The sequence below is a fragment of the Pseudomonas sp. B21-015 genome (assembly GCF_024749285.1).
GTDB lineage: Bacteria > Pseudomonadota > Gammaproteobacteria > Pseudomonadales > Pseudomonadaceae > Aquipseudomonas.
Genome location: NZ_CP087196.1, coordinates 496,970 through 513,302, shown reverse-complemented (window position 1 = coordinate 513,302; position 16,333 = coordinate 496,970). Strand labels below are relative to the sequence as shown.

The window sequence follows — 16,333 nt, the reverse complement described above, 5'->3', positions numbered from 1 at the left end:
ATGCGGGTTGTTTGAGCGCATGGAGCACTCAGGCAACCAGCAAAGGAATTACTCCATGAACAGCCGTTTCAAGGCATGGCGTCACAACCTGGCCTGGACCCTTCCGATGGTGGCCGTGCTTGCGGGTTGCACCGGTGGCGACAGCAGCAAACCGAAAACCCACGCACTGGCGACCTACTCCAGCGCCACCTGGGAAGCGCTTCCGGCAGTGTCCGACAACGACCTCGTCGCCGGTTTCGACTCATGGCGCAGCGCCTGCACCCGACTCAAGGCCGACCCGGTCTGGGGCAGCACCTGCGCGGCTTCCGCCAACGTGCCGACAACCGCCAGTGACATCCGCGGTTTTCTCAAACAGAACCTCGACGTCTACAGTCTGCGTGCCGCCAATGACAATCCCAACGGGTTGATCACCGGTTACTACGAACCGGTGTATCCCGGCAGCCTGACTCAAACCGAGGAAGCCAACATCCCGGTGTACGGCGTGCCCGAGGACATGATCATCGTTTCCCTGGACAGTATCTACCCGGAGCTCAAAGGCAAACGCCTGCGCGGACGGCTCGAAGGTCGCGTGCTCAAACCTTATGACGATGCGGCAACCATTGAAACCAAAGGCGTGAAAGCGCCGGTGATTGCCTGGCTGACCGACCCGATGAACCTGCAGTTTCTGCAAATCCAGGGCTCAGGGCGTATCCAGCTCGACGATGGCCGTCAATTGCGCATCGGTTATGCCGACCAGAACGGCCACCCCTATCGACCCATCGGCCGCTGGCTGGTGGATCAGGGAGAGTTGAAGAAAGAAGACGTAACAATGAGTGCCATCGATAACTGGGCCAAGGCGAATCCGACGCGCATTCCCGAACTGCTCGGCAGCAACCCCAGCTACGTGTTCTTCAATCGCAACCCAGACAGCAACGAAGGGCCGCGCGGCTCGCTGAACGTGCCATTGACCGCAGGTTATAGCGCGGCGGTGGACCGCAAGGTGATCCCGCTCGGCAGCCTGTTGTGGTTATCGACCACGCGCCCGGACGGCAGCACACTGGTGCGTCCGGTGGCGGCTCAAGATACTGGCGGCGCGATTGCCGGCGAGGTCCGCGCGGATCTGTTCTGGGGCACGGGCGAGGCGGCCGGGCAATTGGCCGGCGACATGAAACAGCAGGGGCAGATCTGGATGCTTTGGCCTAAAGGGGCAGCGTTGCCACAAGTACCTCAAGTTGCCGACGCGGTTAAAGCCAGCCCTTGAATTTGCGGCGACTGATAGATAGCAATCGCGGGCAAGCCCGCTCCCACAGGGATTGCGCATAACCTGTGGGAACGGGCTTGTCCGCGATGAGGTCGGTAAAAACACCGAAGTAGTAGTCAGACCGACACAACAAAGAAACTGACGATCAGCCCCATGCCAACCGCCCACACCAGCGACCGCAGAATCGCCCAGTCCGCCAGATAGCAAATGATGTAGAGCAGCCGACTGGTGATAAACAACACCGACAGCACATTGATCGTTACCAGTTCGGCATTGCCGGCCAGATGCGCGACGATCACCGCTGCCGCAAACGCCGGGGTCACTTCGAAGCTGTTCAATTGCGCCGAATGCGCACGCCTGGCCACGCCCTCAAGCGAATCCAGAAACGCCCGTGGGTCGTGATTCTGCTTCAGCCCAAACTTGCCACCGCTGAACTTGGCGACGCCTGTGCATAGATACGGCAGGAAGATCGCAATCAAAATGCACCACAGAGCAACCGTCATAACGCAGTCCCTTCTTCCAAGTTATAGAGAATCGAGCCCCATCAGGGCGACTAATACTTCATCACCAACATGCCGATCAGCACCAACCCACAGGCCAGGAGCCGCGGTCTGCCAAAAGGTTCTTTGAGGTAACGCATGCCGAACAGCACCACCAGAATCACACTGATCTCGCGCAGCGCCGCCGCTTCGGCAATCGAGCCGAGCTGCATGGCCCACAGCACCAGAGCGTAGCTGAACAACACGCAGAACCCGACCGCCAACCCCAGCCGCCACTGCTCGCGCCAGAACAGCATGAACGCCGGCCGCTTGCGCACCAGCGCCAACAACGGAAATGGCCAGGCGCTGAGCACGGTGACCCAAACCAGGTAGTCCAGCGGATGGGACCAGCGCCGCAAGGCCTGGCCATCGATGAAGGTGTAGCAGCCGATGCACAACCCGATCAACGCCACCACCGGCAGCATCGACCACGGCAGGCGTACCCCGCCACCGCCCTGCCAGAGCAGGCACAACATGCCGAACGGGATCAGCAAAATGCCGAATATCTGCTGAGACGTCAGCACTTCCCCGGCGAAGATCAGCGTTAGTGCCAGCACCACCAGCGGCGACAAACCACGCATCAACGGATAGACCAAACCAAGATCGCCGACCCGATAAGCCTGGATCAGCAGGTAGCGATAGAGCAACTCGAATGCCGCCGACGCGAGAATCCAAGGCCACATCTGCAGTGGTGGCAACGCTACGAAGGGCAGCATCAGGGCGACAAACAGCAGCGCCACGCTGTCCATGCAGGCCACCACCAACAGCCGCTCCGCGCTGAATTTGATCAGGGTATTCCACGCCGCGTGTAACAGCGCCGCCACCAACACCAGAACCGTCGCAAGCACAGCACACTCCTTGTTTTGCCCACCTCCCCCGTAGGAGCTGCCGAAGGCTGCGATCTTTTGATCCTCCAAAAGCAAAATATCGCAGCCTTCGGCAGCTCCTACCGGGGGGGGGGTAAGGCACAGAATTGATTCGCCATATGTCCGCAGCTGTTTATACTGCAAGCGACCACGCCGCACTCAGTTGCGCACAGATTAATTCCAATAATTCCTGCCACTGCCCGCTCTCACCGAGAACGGTTGTCGGCCTGCGTATGCCTGATCAAAGCGTCAAGACTACCGACAGAGACCTTGCGCATGCCACTCGCCTTGCTTGCACTGGCCGTTGCCGCCTTCGGCATCGGCACCACTGAATTCGTCATCATGGGCTTGCTGCCCGATGTCGCCCGCGACCTCGCCGTAAGCATTCCTCATGCCGGCCTGCTCATCACCGGTTACGCCCTGGGCGTGGTGTTCGGTGCGCCGATCCTCGCGGTCGGCACCGCCAACATGCCGCGCAAAGCCACGTTGTTGGGCATGACGTTGATGTTCATTCTCGGCAACATCCTCTGCGCCCTGGCGCCGAACTACGCCACGTTGATGGCCGCACGGGTGATTACCGCTTTGTGCCATGGAGCGTTCTTCGGCATCGGCTCAGTGGTCGCTGCCAGCCTGGTGGCGCCGAACAAACGAGCCCAGGCGATTGCCATGATGTTCACCGGCCTGACCTTGGCCAACGTGCTGGGCGTGCCATTGGGCACCGCACTGGGGCAATACGCCGGCTGGCGCTCGACCTTCTGGGCGGTGTCGGTGATTGGCGTGATTGCGGCTATTGCGCAGTGGGTCTGGCTGCCGAAGGAAATCCCCATGGACAAGGCCAACCTGGCCAGCGAGTTCAAAGTGCTGGGCAAGCTCAACGTGCTACTGGCGCTGGGCATGAGCGTACTGGCGTCGACCAGCCTGTTCAGCGTGTTCACTTACATTGCACCGATCCTGCAAGACATTACCGGCGTCAGCCCCCATGGCGTGACCATCATGTTGCTGTTGTTCGGCGTCGGCTTGACCGCGGGCAGCATGCTTGGCGGTCGATTGGCGGACAGTCGTTTGCTGCCTTCACTGGTAGGGATGACGTTGGCCGTGGCCGTGGTGCTGGCGGCCTTCAGCCAGACCAGCCATTCGGTGATACCGGCGGCGGTCACGCTGGTGTTGTGGGGCATCTTCGCGTTCGCGCTGTGCCCGATCCTGCAATTGCTGATCATCGATCAGGCCCATGAGGCGCCTAACCTCGGGTCGACGTTGAATCAAAGCGCATTCAATCTCGGCAACGCAGCCGGGGCGTGGATTGGCGGGTTGGTTGTGGCCAGTGGCGCAGATCTGGCGGACTTGCCGTGGACCGGCGCACTGGTCAGCGGGTTGACGGTGCTGACGGCGCTGTTCTTCATCTACCTGCAACGTCGCAGTGCCGCCGCAGTCAATGTGTCCGGGTAAAAGCCAAGGCGCAATACAGGTGGGCGGGCTTGCTCGCGAAGACGGTGGCACAGTCAAGATTGATGTCGCCTGACACACCGCCTTCGCGAGCAAGGCCGCTCCCACAGGTTTCGCACCGGCATCAGGCACTTTACCCTTCATTTTTTGATCTTCTGCGGTTCGGGCTCCCGAGCCCGCTGCGCAGATGTCTTCGGCGGTCCGCTTTCACTGCGAATCTGCGCGTGGCTGATCAGCGCGAAGATACAACTGCCACCGATGATATTCCCCACCAGCGTGGGACCTGCGAACACCAGCCAGAAGTCCTTCCACGGCAACTCGCCGGCAAACACCAGGTACGAGACCTCCACCGATCCGACCACGATGTGGGTGAAATCGCCCAGCGCCATGAAATAGGTGATGAGGATGATGATCCACATCTTGGCGCTCTCCATCGACGGGATCATCCAGACCATCGTGGCGATCATCCAGCCCGAGATGATGCCTTTGGCGAACATTTTGCTGGCGTCGTTCTCCATGACCTTGCGCCCGATGTCGAGGAAAGCCAGATCGGTCTTGGTGTCGAAAATCGGCAGGTGCAGCATCACATACGCCACCAGCAAGGTGCCGCAGAGGTTGCCTGCCAAAACCACCGTCCACAGCCGTAACAGTCGACCGAAATTACCCAGCGTAGGTTTGCTCATGATCGGCAGCACAGCGGTCAGGGTGTTCTCGGTGAAAAGTTGCTGACGGGCGAGTATCACCGCGAGAAAACCTGCGCAGTAACCGAAGCTGGCGATCACCTTGAAGCCTTCGCCGTCCGGCAGACGCGAATTGAGCAGCCCCATGCCCATCAGCGACAAACCCATGGTCAGGCCGGCAGCCAGGGCCGACCACCACAGCGCCGCAACGCTACGCTCGAGTTCCTGATCGCCTTGGGTGCGAATGATTTCATGCAGCACCGCCGCGCGCGGCGGCTGGCTCTTGTCGACCTCGCGCTGTTCTTGCGCCGAGAGGTCAGGGGTCTTGCCGTCTTGGGGCGTGTCCATAAAGCACCTGAACCGGTGGCGTGTCGTTTAATTACGACACGCCAGGTTCGGAGCTGTTCAGTGGTCCGTTAAATCATCGCTGACCGATAGACCGCTTTAGCGAGCAAGCCCGCTCCCACACTGGATCTCTGTCGTGCACAAAGTCTGTGTTCACTGAGGATCAAATGTGGGAGCGGGCTTGCTCGCGAAGGCCGCACCGCCGATTTCACCCGCGATGACGTCATCCTTGAACTGGTCTTTGACGTACCTGATCTCGGTCCGGCCATGCGGCGTGGGCAGTCCGTCTTCGCCCAGATTCACGAAAACCATCTTCTCCACCGTCAGGATGCTCTTGCGGGTGATCTTGTTGCGCACTTCGCAGGTCAGGGTGATCGAGGTACGACCGAACTCGGTGGCGGTGATGCCCAACTCGATAATGTCGCCCTGGCGCGAAGCGCTGACAAAGTTGATTTCGGAAATGTACTTGGTGACCACGCGCTGATTACCCAGCTGGACGATGGCGTAGATCGCCGCTTCTTCGTCGATCCAGCGCAACAGACTGCCACCGAACAACGTGCCGTTGGGGTTGAGGTCTTCGGGTTTAACCCATTTTCGGGTGTGGAAATTCATATTCACTCCTGACCGTCTTGCCGATTGATGCCGGCCATCATGGCAGAGCCCGGACCAGGGCTCTATTAAGCATCGACTATGGTCTCGATTACCGTTCAGACATTGACCAACAGAAAGGCTTTGGAAGATCAGCATAGCCCGCTATAATCGCCCCCGTTTCAAAACGGTAATGTTCACTTGCTACCGTTTTCCCGCCACCTGTCCGAGGGGCGCTGCAGCAGGTTCAACCTGTCAGGCTCGGATGGGGCGTTGCCTGGCCACGGCCAGACACTAAACGCACAACGGCGCCCATTCGCATACATTACGAATGGAGGCTCTTCATGAGCGCTGTTATCACGCCTGTAGATTTTAACGATTACAAAGTCGCCGACATGTCCCTGGCTGCCTGGGGCCGTCGCGAAACCATCATCGCCGAATCCGAAATGCCAGCCCTGATGGGTCTGCGCCGCAAGTACTCCGCCGAGCAACCGCTCAAAGGCGCGAAGATTCTCGGCTGCATCCACATGACCATTCAGACTGCCGTGCTGATCGAAACCCTGGTTGCCCTGGGTGCCGAAGTGCGTTGGTCGTCCTGCAACATTTTCTCGACTCAAGACCAGGCCGCTGCCGCTATCGCTGCTGCCGGCATCCCGGTTTTCGCCTGGAAAGGTGAGACTGAAGAAGAGTACGAGTGGTGCCTGGAGCAAACCATCCTCAAAGATGGCGCGCCTTGGGATGCCAACATGATCCTCGACGACGGCGGCGACCTGACCGAGCTGCTGCACAAGAAATACCCGGCGATCCTGGACCGCGTCCACGGCGTCACCGAAGAAACCACCACTGGCGTTCACCGCCTGCTGGACATGCTGGCCAAGGGCGAGCTGAAAATCCCGGCCATCAACGTCAACGACTCGGTGACCAAGAGCAAGAACGACAACAAGTACGGCTGCCGTCACAGCCTGAACGACGCGATCAAGCGCGGCACCGACCACCTGCTGTCCGGCAAGCAAGCGCTGGTCATCGGTTACGGTGACGTGGGCAAGGGCTCGGCCCAGTCCCTGCGTCAGGAAGGCATGATCGTTAAAGTGTCCGAAGTCGACCCGATCTGCGCCATGCAAGCCTGCATGGACGGTTTCGAACTGGTTTCGCCGTTCATCGACGGTATCAACAACGGTACCGAAGCGAGCATCGACAAAGCGCTGCTGGGCAAGATCGACCTGATCGTGACCACCACCGGTAACGTCAATGTTTGCGACGCAAACATGCTCAAAGCCCTGAAGAAGCGCGCTGTTGTCTGCAACATCGGCCACTTCGACAACGAAATCGACACCGCTTTCATGCGCAAGAACTGGGCATGGGAAGAAGTGAAGCCACAGGTTCACAAGATTCACCGTACCGGCCCGGGCGCTTTCGACGCTCAGAACGACGACTACCTGATCCTGCTGGCCGAAGGCCGTCTGGTTAACCTGGGCAACGCCACCGGCCACCCAAGCCGCATCATGGACGGTTCGTTCGCCAACCAGGTTCTGGCACAGATCTTCCTGTTCGGCCAGAAGTACGCCGACCTGTCGCCGGCCCAGAAGGCCGAGCGCCTGACCGTTGAAGTACTGCCGAAGAAACTCGACGAAGAAGTGGCCCTGGAAATGGTCCGCGGTTTCGGCGGCGTTGTGACTCAACTGACCAAGACCCAGGCCGACTACATCGGCGTGACCGTCGAAGGCCCGTTCAAGCCGCACGCTTACCGCTACTGATCGGTCCTGCCGCCTGCTCTCCCTGTGGGAGCGGGCTTGCTCGCGAAGGCGGTTTATCATTCAACATTAATGTCGTCTGACCTACCGCTTTCGCGAGCAAGTCCCCTCCCACATTGGGATGTGCACGTCTTCCAGGCTTACGTGTTTCCAAGGATATGACCATGTCCCAAGAACGTCGCTACAGCTTCGAGTTCTTCCCTACGAAGACCGATGCCGGGCATGAAAAACTGATCGCCACTGCCCGTCATCTGGCGACCTACAATCCCGACTTCTTCTCCTGCACCTACGGCGCCGGCGGTTCGACCCGTGATCGCACCCTCAACACCGTGTTGCAGCTGGAAAGCGAAATCAAAGTCCCTGCCGCGCCGCATCTGTCTTGCGTGGGCGACAGCAAGGACGACCTGCGCGGCCTGCTGAGCCAGTACAAGGCAGCCGGCATCAACCGTATCGTTGCGCTTCGCGGTGACCTGCCCTCGGGCATGGGCATGGCCAGCGGCGAGATGCGTCACGCCAACGACCTGGTTGAATTCATTCGTGAAGAGACCGGCGATCATTTCCACATCGAAATCGCCGCTTACCCGGAAATGCATCCGCAAGCGCGCAATTTCGAAGACGACCTCAACAACTTCGTGCGCAAGGCCAACGCCGGCGCTGACAGTGCGATCACCCAGTACTTCTTCAACGCCGACAGCTATTTCTACTTCGTCGAGCGTGTACGGGCGAAGGGCGTGAACATCCCGATCGTGCCGGGGATCATGCCGATCACCAACTACAGCAAACTGGCGCGTTTCTCCGACGCCTGCGGTGCGGAAATCCCGCGCTGGATCCGCAAGCAACTGGAAGCCTACGGCGACGACACCCAGAGCATTCAAGGCTTTGGTGAGCAAGTCGTCACCGAGATGTGCGAACGTCTGTTGCAAGGTGGCGCACCCGGGCTGCATTTCTACACGTTGAACCAGGCTGAGCCGAGCCTGGCGGTGTGGAATAACCTGAAGTTGCCGCGTTAATAGTTGTTAAAGCAAGATCAAGAGATCGCAGCCTTCGGCAGCTCCTATATGGGAATACGCACCTCTGTAGGAGCTGCCGAAGGCTGCGATCTTTTGCTTTTAAGGTCCGAACCAGAGCTTCTGGATCCGGTTTCTGGCTCTTTATGATTTCTCGTCGTAATCTCAAGCCATGCCCCTGATCGCTCAGTTACTGACCGTGTTTCTGTTCACTTGCCTGAGCTTCACCGCTCGGGGCGAGAAGTTGCGTATTGTCACCGAACCCTGGGCGCCTTACGTGTATGAGGAAAACGGTACGGCTCTGGGGCTCGACTACGACACCACCGCTATCGTCTTCAAACGCCTCGGGATCGACGTGGAATGGCAGTTCCTGCCGTGGAAACGCTGCCTGTCGATGCTTGAGCAAGGCCAGGCGGATGGTGCACTGGATATTTTCCACAGCGATGAACGCGACGCGACCCTGCTCTACCCCAGCGAACCGCTCTCGCAAGTCGAGTTCGTGATGTTCTACGCCAACGAACGACCGTTTCCGTTCCGCACGCTGGACGACCTGAAAGGCCTGACCATCGGCACCTCGCCAGGCTACCTGTACAGCAAGGATTTCAGCGAGTCGACGCTGTTCACCCGGGAACCGGCGCCCACCCATGAAGCCAATTTCGGCAAACTGGTGCGCGGACGAATCGACCTGTTGATCACCGATCGCCGGGTCGGCCAGTATTTGCTCGATCAACTGAACATCCGCGACAAGATCACCGAAAACCCGACCGTCATCAGCCAGCAAAGCCAGTATCTGGCGGTACGCCATAGTGCCGGGATGGATTTGTTGGTGCAGCGTTTCGGTGCCGAGCTCAAACGCTTCAAGCGCGAGCCGGCCTATGCCGAACTGAGCGCCCGCTATGGCGCCGGCCCGGCCATTGAAGCACGGGCCGCCCACGCCACCGCAACCGGCGGAAAAACCGTTGAGCAGCAGGAAAGCGGCGCACAGTGATTGCTCTGTTATACTCCGGCCTTCCCGCCAGGCTCACGCCCGGACGCTCGGACTTGTTCAAGGCATCTCGATCCCGCTACAGCGCAGCTTTACCAGCCCGCGCGAGCGCTCCAGACGAGCCTTCGAGGCCCAGCAGGACCGGACGGGATTGCGTCCTCTTAAACGCCATTCGCGCCAGGCAAGACTCCCATTGGGCCAAGCCCTAACTAAAACAGGATTACTCATGTCCTTTGCTTCCCTCGGTCTCTCCGAGGCTTTAGTCCGCGCCATCGAGGCAGCGGGCTATACCGAGCCTACTCCGGTGCAACAGCGGGCCATTCCCGCCGTGTTGCAAGGTCGCGACCTGATGGTTGCGGCTCAGACAGGTACTGGTAAAACCGGCGGCTTCGCCCTTCCGATTCTGGAGCGGTTGTTTCCCAACGGTCACCCGGACAAATCCCAGCGTCACGGTCCGCGCCAACCCCGCGTACTGGTCCTGACCCCAACCCGCGAACTCGCGGCCCAGGTACACGAAAGCTTCAAGGTCTATGCCCGTGACCTGAAGTTCGTCAGCGCCTGCATCTTCGGCGGCGTCGGCATGAACCCACAAGTTCAGGCCATGTCCCGCGGTGTCGACGTGCTGGTAGCCTGTCCCGGTCGCCTGCTCGACCTCGCCGGCCAAGGCAGCGTCGACCTGTCCCACGTGGAAATCCTCGTGCTGGATGAAGCCGACCGCATGCTCGACATGGGCTTTGTCCATGACGTGAAAAAGGTTCTCGCCCGCCTCCCGGCCAAACGGCAGAACCTGCTGTTCTCGGCGACCTTCTCCAAAGACATCACCGATCTTGCCGGCAAGCTGCTGCACAACCCGGAACGCATCGAAGTCACGCCACCGAACACCACGGTCGAGCGGATCGAACAACGCGTATTCCGTCTGGCCGCCAGCCACAAGCGTTCGTTGCTGGCGCACCTGATCACTGCCGGCGCCTGGGAACAGGTGCTGGTATTCACCCGCACCAAGCACGGCGCCAACCGCCTGGCCGAGTACCTGGACAAACACGGCCTCACCGCTGTCGCGATCCACGGTAACAAGAGCCAGAACGCCCGCACCAAAGCCCTGGCCGACTTCAAGGCCGGTGAAGTACGCATCCTGGTCGCCACCGACATCGCCGCTCGCGGCCTGGACATCGACCAACTGCCCCACGTGGTCAACTTCGAATTGCCGAACGTCGACGAAGATTACGTGCACCGTATCGGTCGTACCGGCCGTGCCGGTCGTTCGGGCGAGGCGATCTCGCTGGTGGCTCCGGACGAAGAGAAGCTGCTCAAAAGCATCGAGCGCATGACCAAGCAGAAAATCGCCGATGGCGACCTGATGGGCTTCGATTCCAACGCCGTGGAAGCAGAGAAACCGGAAGTTCGCGAGCGTCCGGATGTGCGTAACCCGCGCAACCCACGTGGCCCGCGCGGCGATGGTCCGAATGGCAGCGGTGGTGGTGGCGGTCGTAAAGACAAAGGCAAGGACAAGGGCGGCAAGGAAAAACCTGCTGCCACTGGCCGTGGCGATCGCCCGGCCCGTGAACACAAACCACGCGAAGGCACTCCGGCCCGCGAACAACAGCGTCCAGCCCCTCGCGTCGCCGCTGACCGTGCTCCGGACGAGTTCCTGGACGACGACATCGATAACTTCGGTAATCGCGTCGACTACGTACCTCAAGCCAAACCGGCTCAGGGCCGTGGCCGCCGTCCGGGCGCACCGGCACAAGGCACAGGCGCGGGTGCTCCACGCACCGGCCAGCCACAAGGCCGTCAGAACGGTCCGCGCAACAGCAGCGGCGCAACCACCGGCACCCCGCCGGCCAAGCGCAGCGGCCCACGCAACGGTGCTCCACGTGATGGCCAGGCCCGTCGCGAAGAGTCCCGCAACCGCCGCCCGGCCCGTGACGACCAGCCTCGTTCGGAACCGGCCGTGCAGAACCCGCGGGGCCCGGCACCGAAGATCATTCACAAGGAGTCGAAAAGCGATCGCTTCCCGACACCCGAGCAACTGGATCAACTGCCAGGCCGTCCGCGCGGCGAAAAACCAGCGTTGCTGACCCGCAACCGCTGAGTTTTTCAAAGTCATGAAAAATGCCCCGGATCGCAAGATCAGGGGCATTTTTTATGCTGGCGAAGAACCCTGTGAGAGCGGGCTTGCCCGCGATGACGTCCGTCCAGCAAACATTGATATTGACTGACCCACCGCCATCGCGGGCAAGCCCGCTCCCACAGTGGCTCGGTACCGTCCGTATGGATTCTGGCAGACCATAAAAAACGCCCCGGATCTCGCGATCAGGGGCGTTTTTTTGTTCAAGCAGCGAAATTTATTTCGCTTTGACACCTTCAAACGTCACGTACAGCTCAACCGCGTCGGACGCTGGGCCCAGGTCTTTCTGCTTGCCGAAATCGGAACGCTTGATGCTGGTGGTGCCTTCGAAACCGGCACGGTAGCCGCCCCATGGATCCTTGCCTTCACCCAGGAAGGTAGCCTTGACTACAACGGGCTTGGTCACGCCGAGGATAGTCAGGTTGCCGGTCACGTCCGCAGTGTCTTTACCAGCGGCGTTTTTACCGGTGGATTTGACGCTGGTGGAGACGAACTTGGCGTCGGCGAATTTGCCCACGTTCAGGAAGTCAGCACTGGCGATATGCTTGTCACGTTCGGCGTGGTTGGTGAACACGCTGGCGGTGCGTACATTGAACTCGATTTTGCTGTCTTCAGGCTTGGCGGCGTCGAAACTGAACTTACCGTCGATATCTTTGAAGGTACCGGTAATGTAGCTGTAGCCCAGGTGGCTGATCTTGAAATCAACGAAGGCGTGCTGGCCTTCTTTGTCGACCACGTAATCGGCCGCCATCACGTTAGCCGACAGCAGAGCAGAACCGATTGCCAGAGCAGCGAGCGTCTTTTTCAACATACTTTCTATTCCTTAGGAGTCGAGATTGAATATCAGGCTTTGCGTCCCAGCATTCGTGTCAGGGTCGCATCACGATCGATAAAGTGGTGTTTCAATGCTGCCAACGCATGGAGGCCGGAAAAAATTACCAACACCCAAGCCAGGTACAAATGGATCACACCAGCGGTGTCTGCCTGGTCCGGTAGTCCGGAAACCAGCGCAGGTACTTCAAACAGTCCGAACACCGGAATCCCAACACCGTCTGCGGTGGAAATCAGGTAACCGGCAATCATCACAGCGAACAGACTGAGATAGAGGAAGGAATGGCCAAGCTTGGCGCCAAGGCGCGTCAGGCGGCTATAGTTTGGCAGGAGTGGCGGCGGTGGGCTGATGAAGCGCCACAACGCTCGCAGCAACATGACGGCCAGTAACACCAGACCAATGCTCTTGTGCAGATCCGGCGCGTCTTTGCGCCACGTGCTGTAGTAGTCGAGACCGACCATCCACAACCCCAACGCGAACAGGCCGAAGACTGCCAGCGCCACACCCCAGTGCATAAAGATGCTGACCCAACCGTAGCGGGAAGAAGAGTTACGTAGCTGCATTGCCCAAATCCTGTAAGAACTGCGCCCAAGACTATCGAGTTATCTATCGATTTAAAGCGGAAAATTTTGCTTTGAAATATCGAAAAATACGATCAAGACCTTGGGGCCGAGAGGTTAAGAGAGTGTTAACCGGATAAAAAAACCTTCAGGCACCCTCCTTATCTTCATTTAAAAGCCGATATCACTCGTCAGAACTGTCATATCCGACAGTAGCTTCCATTACTGGTCATTGATGAACTTGAATTCGAGTACGAGCGTCTGAACAGGAGTTCTATCATGCATCACAATTCGAGTTCATCTTCCGTGATAACACACAGTCAACCCAATTCGATACCTGTAGGGGAAGGACCGCGAGGGATCGCCATCAGCGATGATGGATCACGGGTTTTTGCTTGCAATTACATTTCAGGCAATGTGTCAGTCATCGACACCCGGAACAAAAAGGTAATCCGCACTATCGCCGTCGAGCGTTACCCCCGAAGCATCGCCCTTGGCCATGGGGGGAAAAGAGCTTACGTGACCAACTATGGTTCAAGTTCGGTTTCGGTTATTGATACCGAAACATACGCGGTAGGAAACCTCACGGTGGGGAGGCACCCTTGCGCAGTCGTCGTGAGCCGAGACGGGAAGCATGTTTACGTCACTGTTCGACAGGATAAAGAATGGCTAGCCATTATTGACACCCGCACTTATGCGGTGAGCAGAGTGCGAGGATTACCCTCGCCATCCATAAGTGTGGATGTCAGCCAGGACGATTCGCGACTTTATATTTCCAGTACCAACGCCCCAGCCGGCCCTTATCAGGACGCACTCACGGTCATCAGCAGCAAGACTTTCGAAGTCATCGGCATCATCAACACCGAACAATATCCGTCAGCGGTTAACGTCAGCCCCGATGGCAAGGAAGTGTATATCGTGGGTCTGGACGCTCGAAAACTGACCGTGCTGGACGCTCGGTCATTGACCACCCGGCATTTCGATTTTGTGACGTGCGAAGGGAAAATAGTGTTCGGCGAAAAACACGCTTATGCCGTTGATCAAACCAACAAAGAGGTCGTGGAAGTGAGTACCACCACGCATGAGATTGCTCGCAGGATTCCCATCCCAGGTGCCTTCGAACCGTATGACATGGTGCTTGATCAACACAACCGTGCCTATATCAGCGACTACCAAAGCGACGAAGTACATATTGTCGATCTCGCTTAGCGTCAAAGCACAATCAGCAAAAAACACGGCATCTCTGCCTGATGCCAGTTAGTTAGCGCAACCCATGTGGGAGCGGGCTTGCCCGCGAAGGCGGTGTATCAGGCAACATTACTGTCGACTGACACGCCTTCTTCGCGAGCAAGCCCGCGCCCACAGGTTCCGCACCTTACACCGACTGGCGTCAGGCATCACTGCCGCGCTTTTTTTGATCCCAAGACTTACTGCGTCTTGGTTTCAGTCGTCGCCGGGGTCTTCGCAGCGGTACTCGCCGCTGGTTTCTTCACCGGCTCAGCCTTTTTCGCCGTTGCCTTGGCCGGAGCCTTTTTGGCCTCGGTTTTGGCAGCAGGCTTTTTCACTGACGCTTTGGCCGGTGCCTTCTTCACCGGCTCGGCTTTCACAGGTTCTGCCGGTTTCGCAGCCTCAACCGGCACTGGCGCTGGGGCCGGCGCGGGTACTGGGGCGGGTGCCGTCGCAACCGGTGCCACTGGCTCAGCGGCCTTGGCCGGAGCCTTGTCGGAACCACCGCCGAACATCCGCGAGAAGAAGCCAGGCTTGGACTCTTCAGCTTTCGCTTCAACCTTGGCCGGTTCTGGCTTGTCAGCCGCTTTATCGGACGAACCACCGAACATGTTGCTGAAGAAATTGCCTTTCTTCGCCACCACCGCGCCTGCCGCTGCTGCGGTCGCCGCCGGCACAACCTTCACCGGTTCAAACGACTTGCCCGCTGCCAGGTCTTCCAGCTGACTGGCTGCACGCTGACCGGTGCGCAATGCACCTTCCAGGGTGCCTGGGTACAAGGTGTCGGTGTGTTCACCGGCAAAGGCTACGCGTTGCAGCGGACGTTCCCACAGGCGCCAGTACTTGCTGATCTGGCCCGGACCAAAGGCCAGGTAAGCACCGCCCATCGACGGGTCGGTGCTGTAGCGGCGGATTTCATAACCGGTGAACGAACCGCGTGCCTGTGGATAAAAGGTGTGCAGACGAATCAGCACCTGATCGGCCATCTGCTTGTCGCCGAAGGCTTGCATCACCCGCGCGTTGTCTCCGGAAATGTTGATCACCACGTTGGCGCCGCCCTTCAAGGCCGGCTCGATCCACAACATGCCCAGACCGGCGTTGCTGTAGATCTCGCCAGACATGCGCGCCTTGCTTTCCCACACTGGCGTCTTGAACTTCAGCATGATCTGGTCACGCCAGCCGTAGTTGGTGCCCTTGATGGCGCCCATGTGCTGGGCATCCAGCGCCGGAGTCATCTGGATCTTGCTCAGTGCGCGCAACGGCACGGCCAGTACGACGTAGTCCGCCTGATAGCCAACGCTGCCGACCTTGACGGTCACACCGTCCTTGTCCTGGGTAATGGACGAAACCGGAGAGCCGGTCTTGATGGTTTTCAGTTGTTTGACGAAGGCCTGGGCCAATACCGGGCTGCCGCCGGGCAGACGCGAAGCGCGCAGGTCACGGTCGGCAACGCCCCGGTAGACGCGGCTCTGCTGTGCGAAGTACAGCAGAGACAGGCGTGAAGGTTCGTCGTAACGGGTACGAATCTCCTGATTCACCAACTGACGCGCAGTGGCTGGCAGGTTCAGGCGATCGAGCCAGTTGGCCACGTTGATCTGATCCAGGGCGAACAACGTGCTGTTGGCGGCCGGGTTCAGCGGGTCTTCGATCGAACGCGCCAGGTCATCCAGGGTCTTTTCGTAGCGTTTCAGCGCTTCGGCGGTGGCCGGCTGTTTAGCGGTCAGATCGGCGGCGGTGAAGTATTCACCGTCGATCAGATAGCCTGGGGTGCGCACGAATTCAGGGGCTGGCGTGGTGCTCAGCTTGAACGTCGAGACGTACTTGTTCAGCACCGGCTGGGTCTTGTCGTTGCCGATCCACTCACTGGTGGCCATGCCGGAGCGACCGCCCAGGGTCGGTTTGGCTTCCAGCAAGGTGACCTGCCAGCCTTTGTTCTGCAGTTCGTAAGCCGCGGTGAGGCCCGAAAGCCCACCGCCGACCACGATCGCCGTTTTATCCTTGGCCAGCGCCGAAACGCTGAACAGCCCCAACATCACCAGCGCACAGGCGCGCAGCCAACCAGCAGACATTCAGCGAACTCCGGAAATACACGAGGAAATAGCGGTTTTACGAGTCAGACGACTCAAAGAGCCGCGAAGAATA

At 59.1% G+C, this 16,333-nt stretch carries 14 protein-coding genes and 1 riboswitch; of the genes, 7 read left to right on the top strand and 7 right to left on the bottom strand.

Annotated features, from left to right (window positions below):
• The first annotated feature begins 55 nt into the window (after positions 1-55).
• Positions 56-1,240: a murein transglycosylase A gene (locus LOY38_RS02325; RefSeq protein WP_258698688.1), complete on the top strand. Its 1,185-nt coding sequence runs from the start codon at positions 56-58 to the stop codon at positions 1,238-1,240.
• 116 nt (positions 1,241-1,356) lie between these two features.
• Here the strand turns inward: LOY38_RS02325 and LOY38_RS02320 are convergent, their stop codons facing one another.
• Together LOY38_RS02320 and LOY38_RS02315 are read right to left on the bottom strand one after the other, a co-directional pair.
• A complete protein-coding gene (locus tag LOY38_RS02320) occupies positions 1,357-1,743 on the bottom strand; it encodes an MAPEG family protein (RefSeq protein ID WP_258698687.1) in 387 nt (128 codons plus the stop codon).
• Positions 1,744-1,793: 50 nt separating this feature from the next.
• On the bottom strand, positions 1,794-2,627 hold the full coding sequence (locus LOY38_RS02315; protein ID WP_258698686.1) for an EamA family transporter: 834 nt from the start codon (positions 2,625-2,627) through the stop codon (positions 1,794-1,796).
• A 294-nt stretch (positions 2,628-2,921) separates the two neighbouring features.
• Here LOY38_RS02315 and LOY38_RS02310 point away from each other — a divergent pair, with 294 nt between their 5' ends.
• A complete protein-coding gene (locus tag LOY38_RS02310) occupies positions 2,922-4,091 on the top strand; it encodes an MFS transporter (RefSeq protein ID WP_258698685.1) in 1,170 nt (389 codons plus the stop codon).
• Between the two features lie 137 nt (positions 4,092-4,228).
• Here LOY38_RS02310 and LOY38_RS02305 read toward each other — a convergent pair whose 3' ends face one another.
• Positions 4,229-5,116 carry a formate/nitrite transporter family protein gene (locus LOY38_RS02305; RefSeq protein WP_258698684.1) on the bottom strand — a complete coding sequence of 296 codons (888 nt, stop codon included), beginning with the start codon at positions 5,114-5,116 and terminating at the stop codon, positions 4,229-4,231.
• A 150-nt stretch (positions 5,117-5,266) separates the two neighbouring features.
• On the bottom strand, positions 5,267-5,725 hold the full coding sequence (locus LOY38_RS02300) for a hotdog domain-containing protein (RefSeq protein WP_309475866.1): 459 nt from the start codon (positions 5,723-5,725) through the stop codon (positions 5,267-5,269).
• A gap of 198 nt (positions 5,726-5,923) precedes the next feature.
• Positions 5,924-6,022, top strand: a riboswitch (S-adenosyl-L-homocysteine riboswitch).
• Positions 6,023-6,045: 23 nt separating this feature from the next.
• On the opposite strand from LOY38_RS02300, the gene ahcY reads away from it, so the two are divergent.
• The 4 genes from ahcY (at position 6,046) to LOY38_RS02280 (ending at position 11,536) form a co-directional block, all read left to right on the top strand.
• Positions 6,046-7,455: an adenosylhomocysteinase gene (gene ahcY / locus LOY38_RS02295; protein WP_258698683.1), complete on the top strand. Its 1,410-nt coding sequence runs from the start codon at positions 6,046-6,048 to the stop codon at positions 7,453-7,455.
• A 161-nt stretch (positions 7,456-7,616) separates the two neighbouring features.
• Entirely contained in the window at positions 7,617-8,462 is an 846-nt protein-coding gene (gene metF / locus LOY38_RS02290) for a methylenetetrahydrofolate reductase [NAD(P)H] (protein ID WP_258698682.1), read from the top strand.
• Positions 8,463-8,631: 169 nt separating this feature from the next.
• The gene (locus tag LOY38_RS02285) at positions 8,632-9,447 is read left to right on the top strand and encodes an ABC transporter substrate-binding protein (RefSeq protein ID WP_258698681.1); all 816 of its coding nucleotides are present in this window, start codon (positions 8,632-8,634) and stop codon (positions 9,445-9,447) included.
• Positions 9,448-9,670: 223 nt separating this feature from the next.
• A complete protein-coding gene (locus tag LOY38_RS02280) occupies positions 9,671-11,536 on the top strand; it encodes a DEAD/DEAH box helicase (RefSeq protein ID WP_258698680.1) in 1,866 nt (621 codons plus the stop codon).
• A gap of 253 nt (positions 11,537-11,789) precedes the next feature.
• On the opposite strand, the gene LOY38_RS02275 is transcribed toward LOY38_RS02280, so the two are convergent.
• Both LOY38_RS02275 and LOY38_RS02270 read right to left on the bottom strand, forming a co-directional pair.
• Positions 11,790-12,383: a YceI family protein gene (locus LOY38_RS02275; protein WP_223485361.1), complete on the bottom strand. Its 594-nt coding sequence runs from the start codon at positions 12,381-12,383 to the stop codon at positions 11,790-11,792.
• 32 nt (positions 12,384-12,415) lie between these two features.
• Entirely contained in the window at positions 12,416-12,967 is a 552-nt protein-coding gene (locus tag LOY38_RS02270; protein WP_258698679.1) for a cytochrome b, read from the bottom strand.
• Between the two features lie 276 nt (positions 12,968-13,243).
• Between LOY38_RS02270 and LOY38_RS02265 the strand changes: the two genes are divergently transcribed.
• A complete protein-coding gene (locus tag LOY38_RS02265) occupies positions 13,244-14,173 on the top strand; it encodes a YncE family protein (RefSeq protein WP_258698678.1) in 930 nt (309 codons plus the stop codon).
• Positions 14,174-14,391: 218 nt separating this feature from the next.
• Here LOY38_RS02265 and LOY38_RS02260 read toward each other — a convergent pair whose 3' ends face one another.
• Positions 14,392-16,260, bottom strand: coding sequence for a flavin monoamine oxidase family protein (locus LOY38_RS02260; RefSeq protein WP_258698677.1), 1,869 nt, complete (start codon positions 16,258-16,260; stop codon positions 14,392-14,394).
• Positions 16,261-16,333: the final 73 nt, after the last annotated feature.

Bases quoted from the DNA above. Each gene is read 5' to 3' on its own strand.
- LOY38_RS02300 (WP_309475866.1), bottom strand. From the start codon at position 5,725: ATGAATTTCCACACCCGAAAATGGGTTAAACCCGAAGACCTCAACCCC.
- LOY38_RS02325 (WP_258698688.1), top strand. From the start codon at position 56: ATGAACAGCCGTTTCAAGGCATGGCGTCACAACCTGGCCTGGACCCTT.
- LOY38_RS02260 (WP_258698677.1), bottom strand. From the start codon at position 16,260: ATGTCTGCTGGTTGGCTGCGCGCCTGTGCGCTGGTGATGTTGGGGCTG.
- LOY38_RS02310 (WP_258698685.1), top strand. From the start codon at position 2,922: ATGCCACTCGCCTTGCTTGCACTGGCCGTTGCCGCCTTCGGCATCGGC.
- LOY38_RS02270 (WP_258698679.1), bottom strand. From the start codon at position 12,967: ATGCAGCTACGTAACTCTTCTTCCCGCTACGGTTGGGTCAGCATCTTT.
- LOY38_RS02265 (WP_258698678.1), top strand. From the start codon at position 13,244: ATGCATCACAATTCGAGTTCATCTTCCGTGATAACACACAGTCAACCC.
- metF (WP_258698682.1), top strand. From the start codon at position 7,617: ATGTCCCAAGAACGTCGCTACAGCTTCGAGTTCTTCCCTACGAAGACC.
- LOY38_RS02280 (WP_258698680.1), top strand. From the start codon at position 9,671: ATGTCCTTTGCTTCCCTCGGTCTCTCCGAGGCTTTAGTCCGCGCCATC.
- LOY38_RS02305 (WP_258698684.1), bottom strand. From the start codon at position 5,116: ATGGACACGCCCCAAGACGGCAAGACCCCTGACCTCTCGGCGCAAGAA.
- LOY38_RS02320 (WP_258698687.1), bottom strand. From the start codon at position 1,743: ATGACGGTTGCTCTGTGGTGCATTTTGATTGCGATCTTCCTGCCGTAT.
- LOY38_RS02285 (WP_258698681.1), top strand. From the start codon at position 8,632: ATGCCCCTGATCGCTCAGTTACTGACCGTGTTTCTGTTCACTTGCCTG.
- LOY38_RS02275 (WP_223485361.1), bottom strand. From the start codon at position 12,383: ATGTTGAAAAAGACGCTCGCTGCTCTGGCAATCGGTTCTGCTCTGCTG.
- ahcY (WP_258698683.1), top strand. From the start codon at position 6,046: ATGAGCGCTGTTATCACGCCTGTAGATTTTAACGATTACAAAGTCGCC.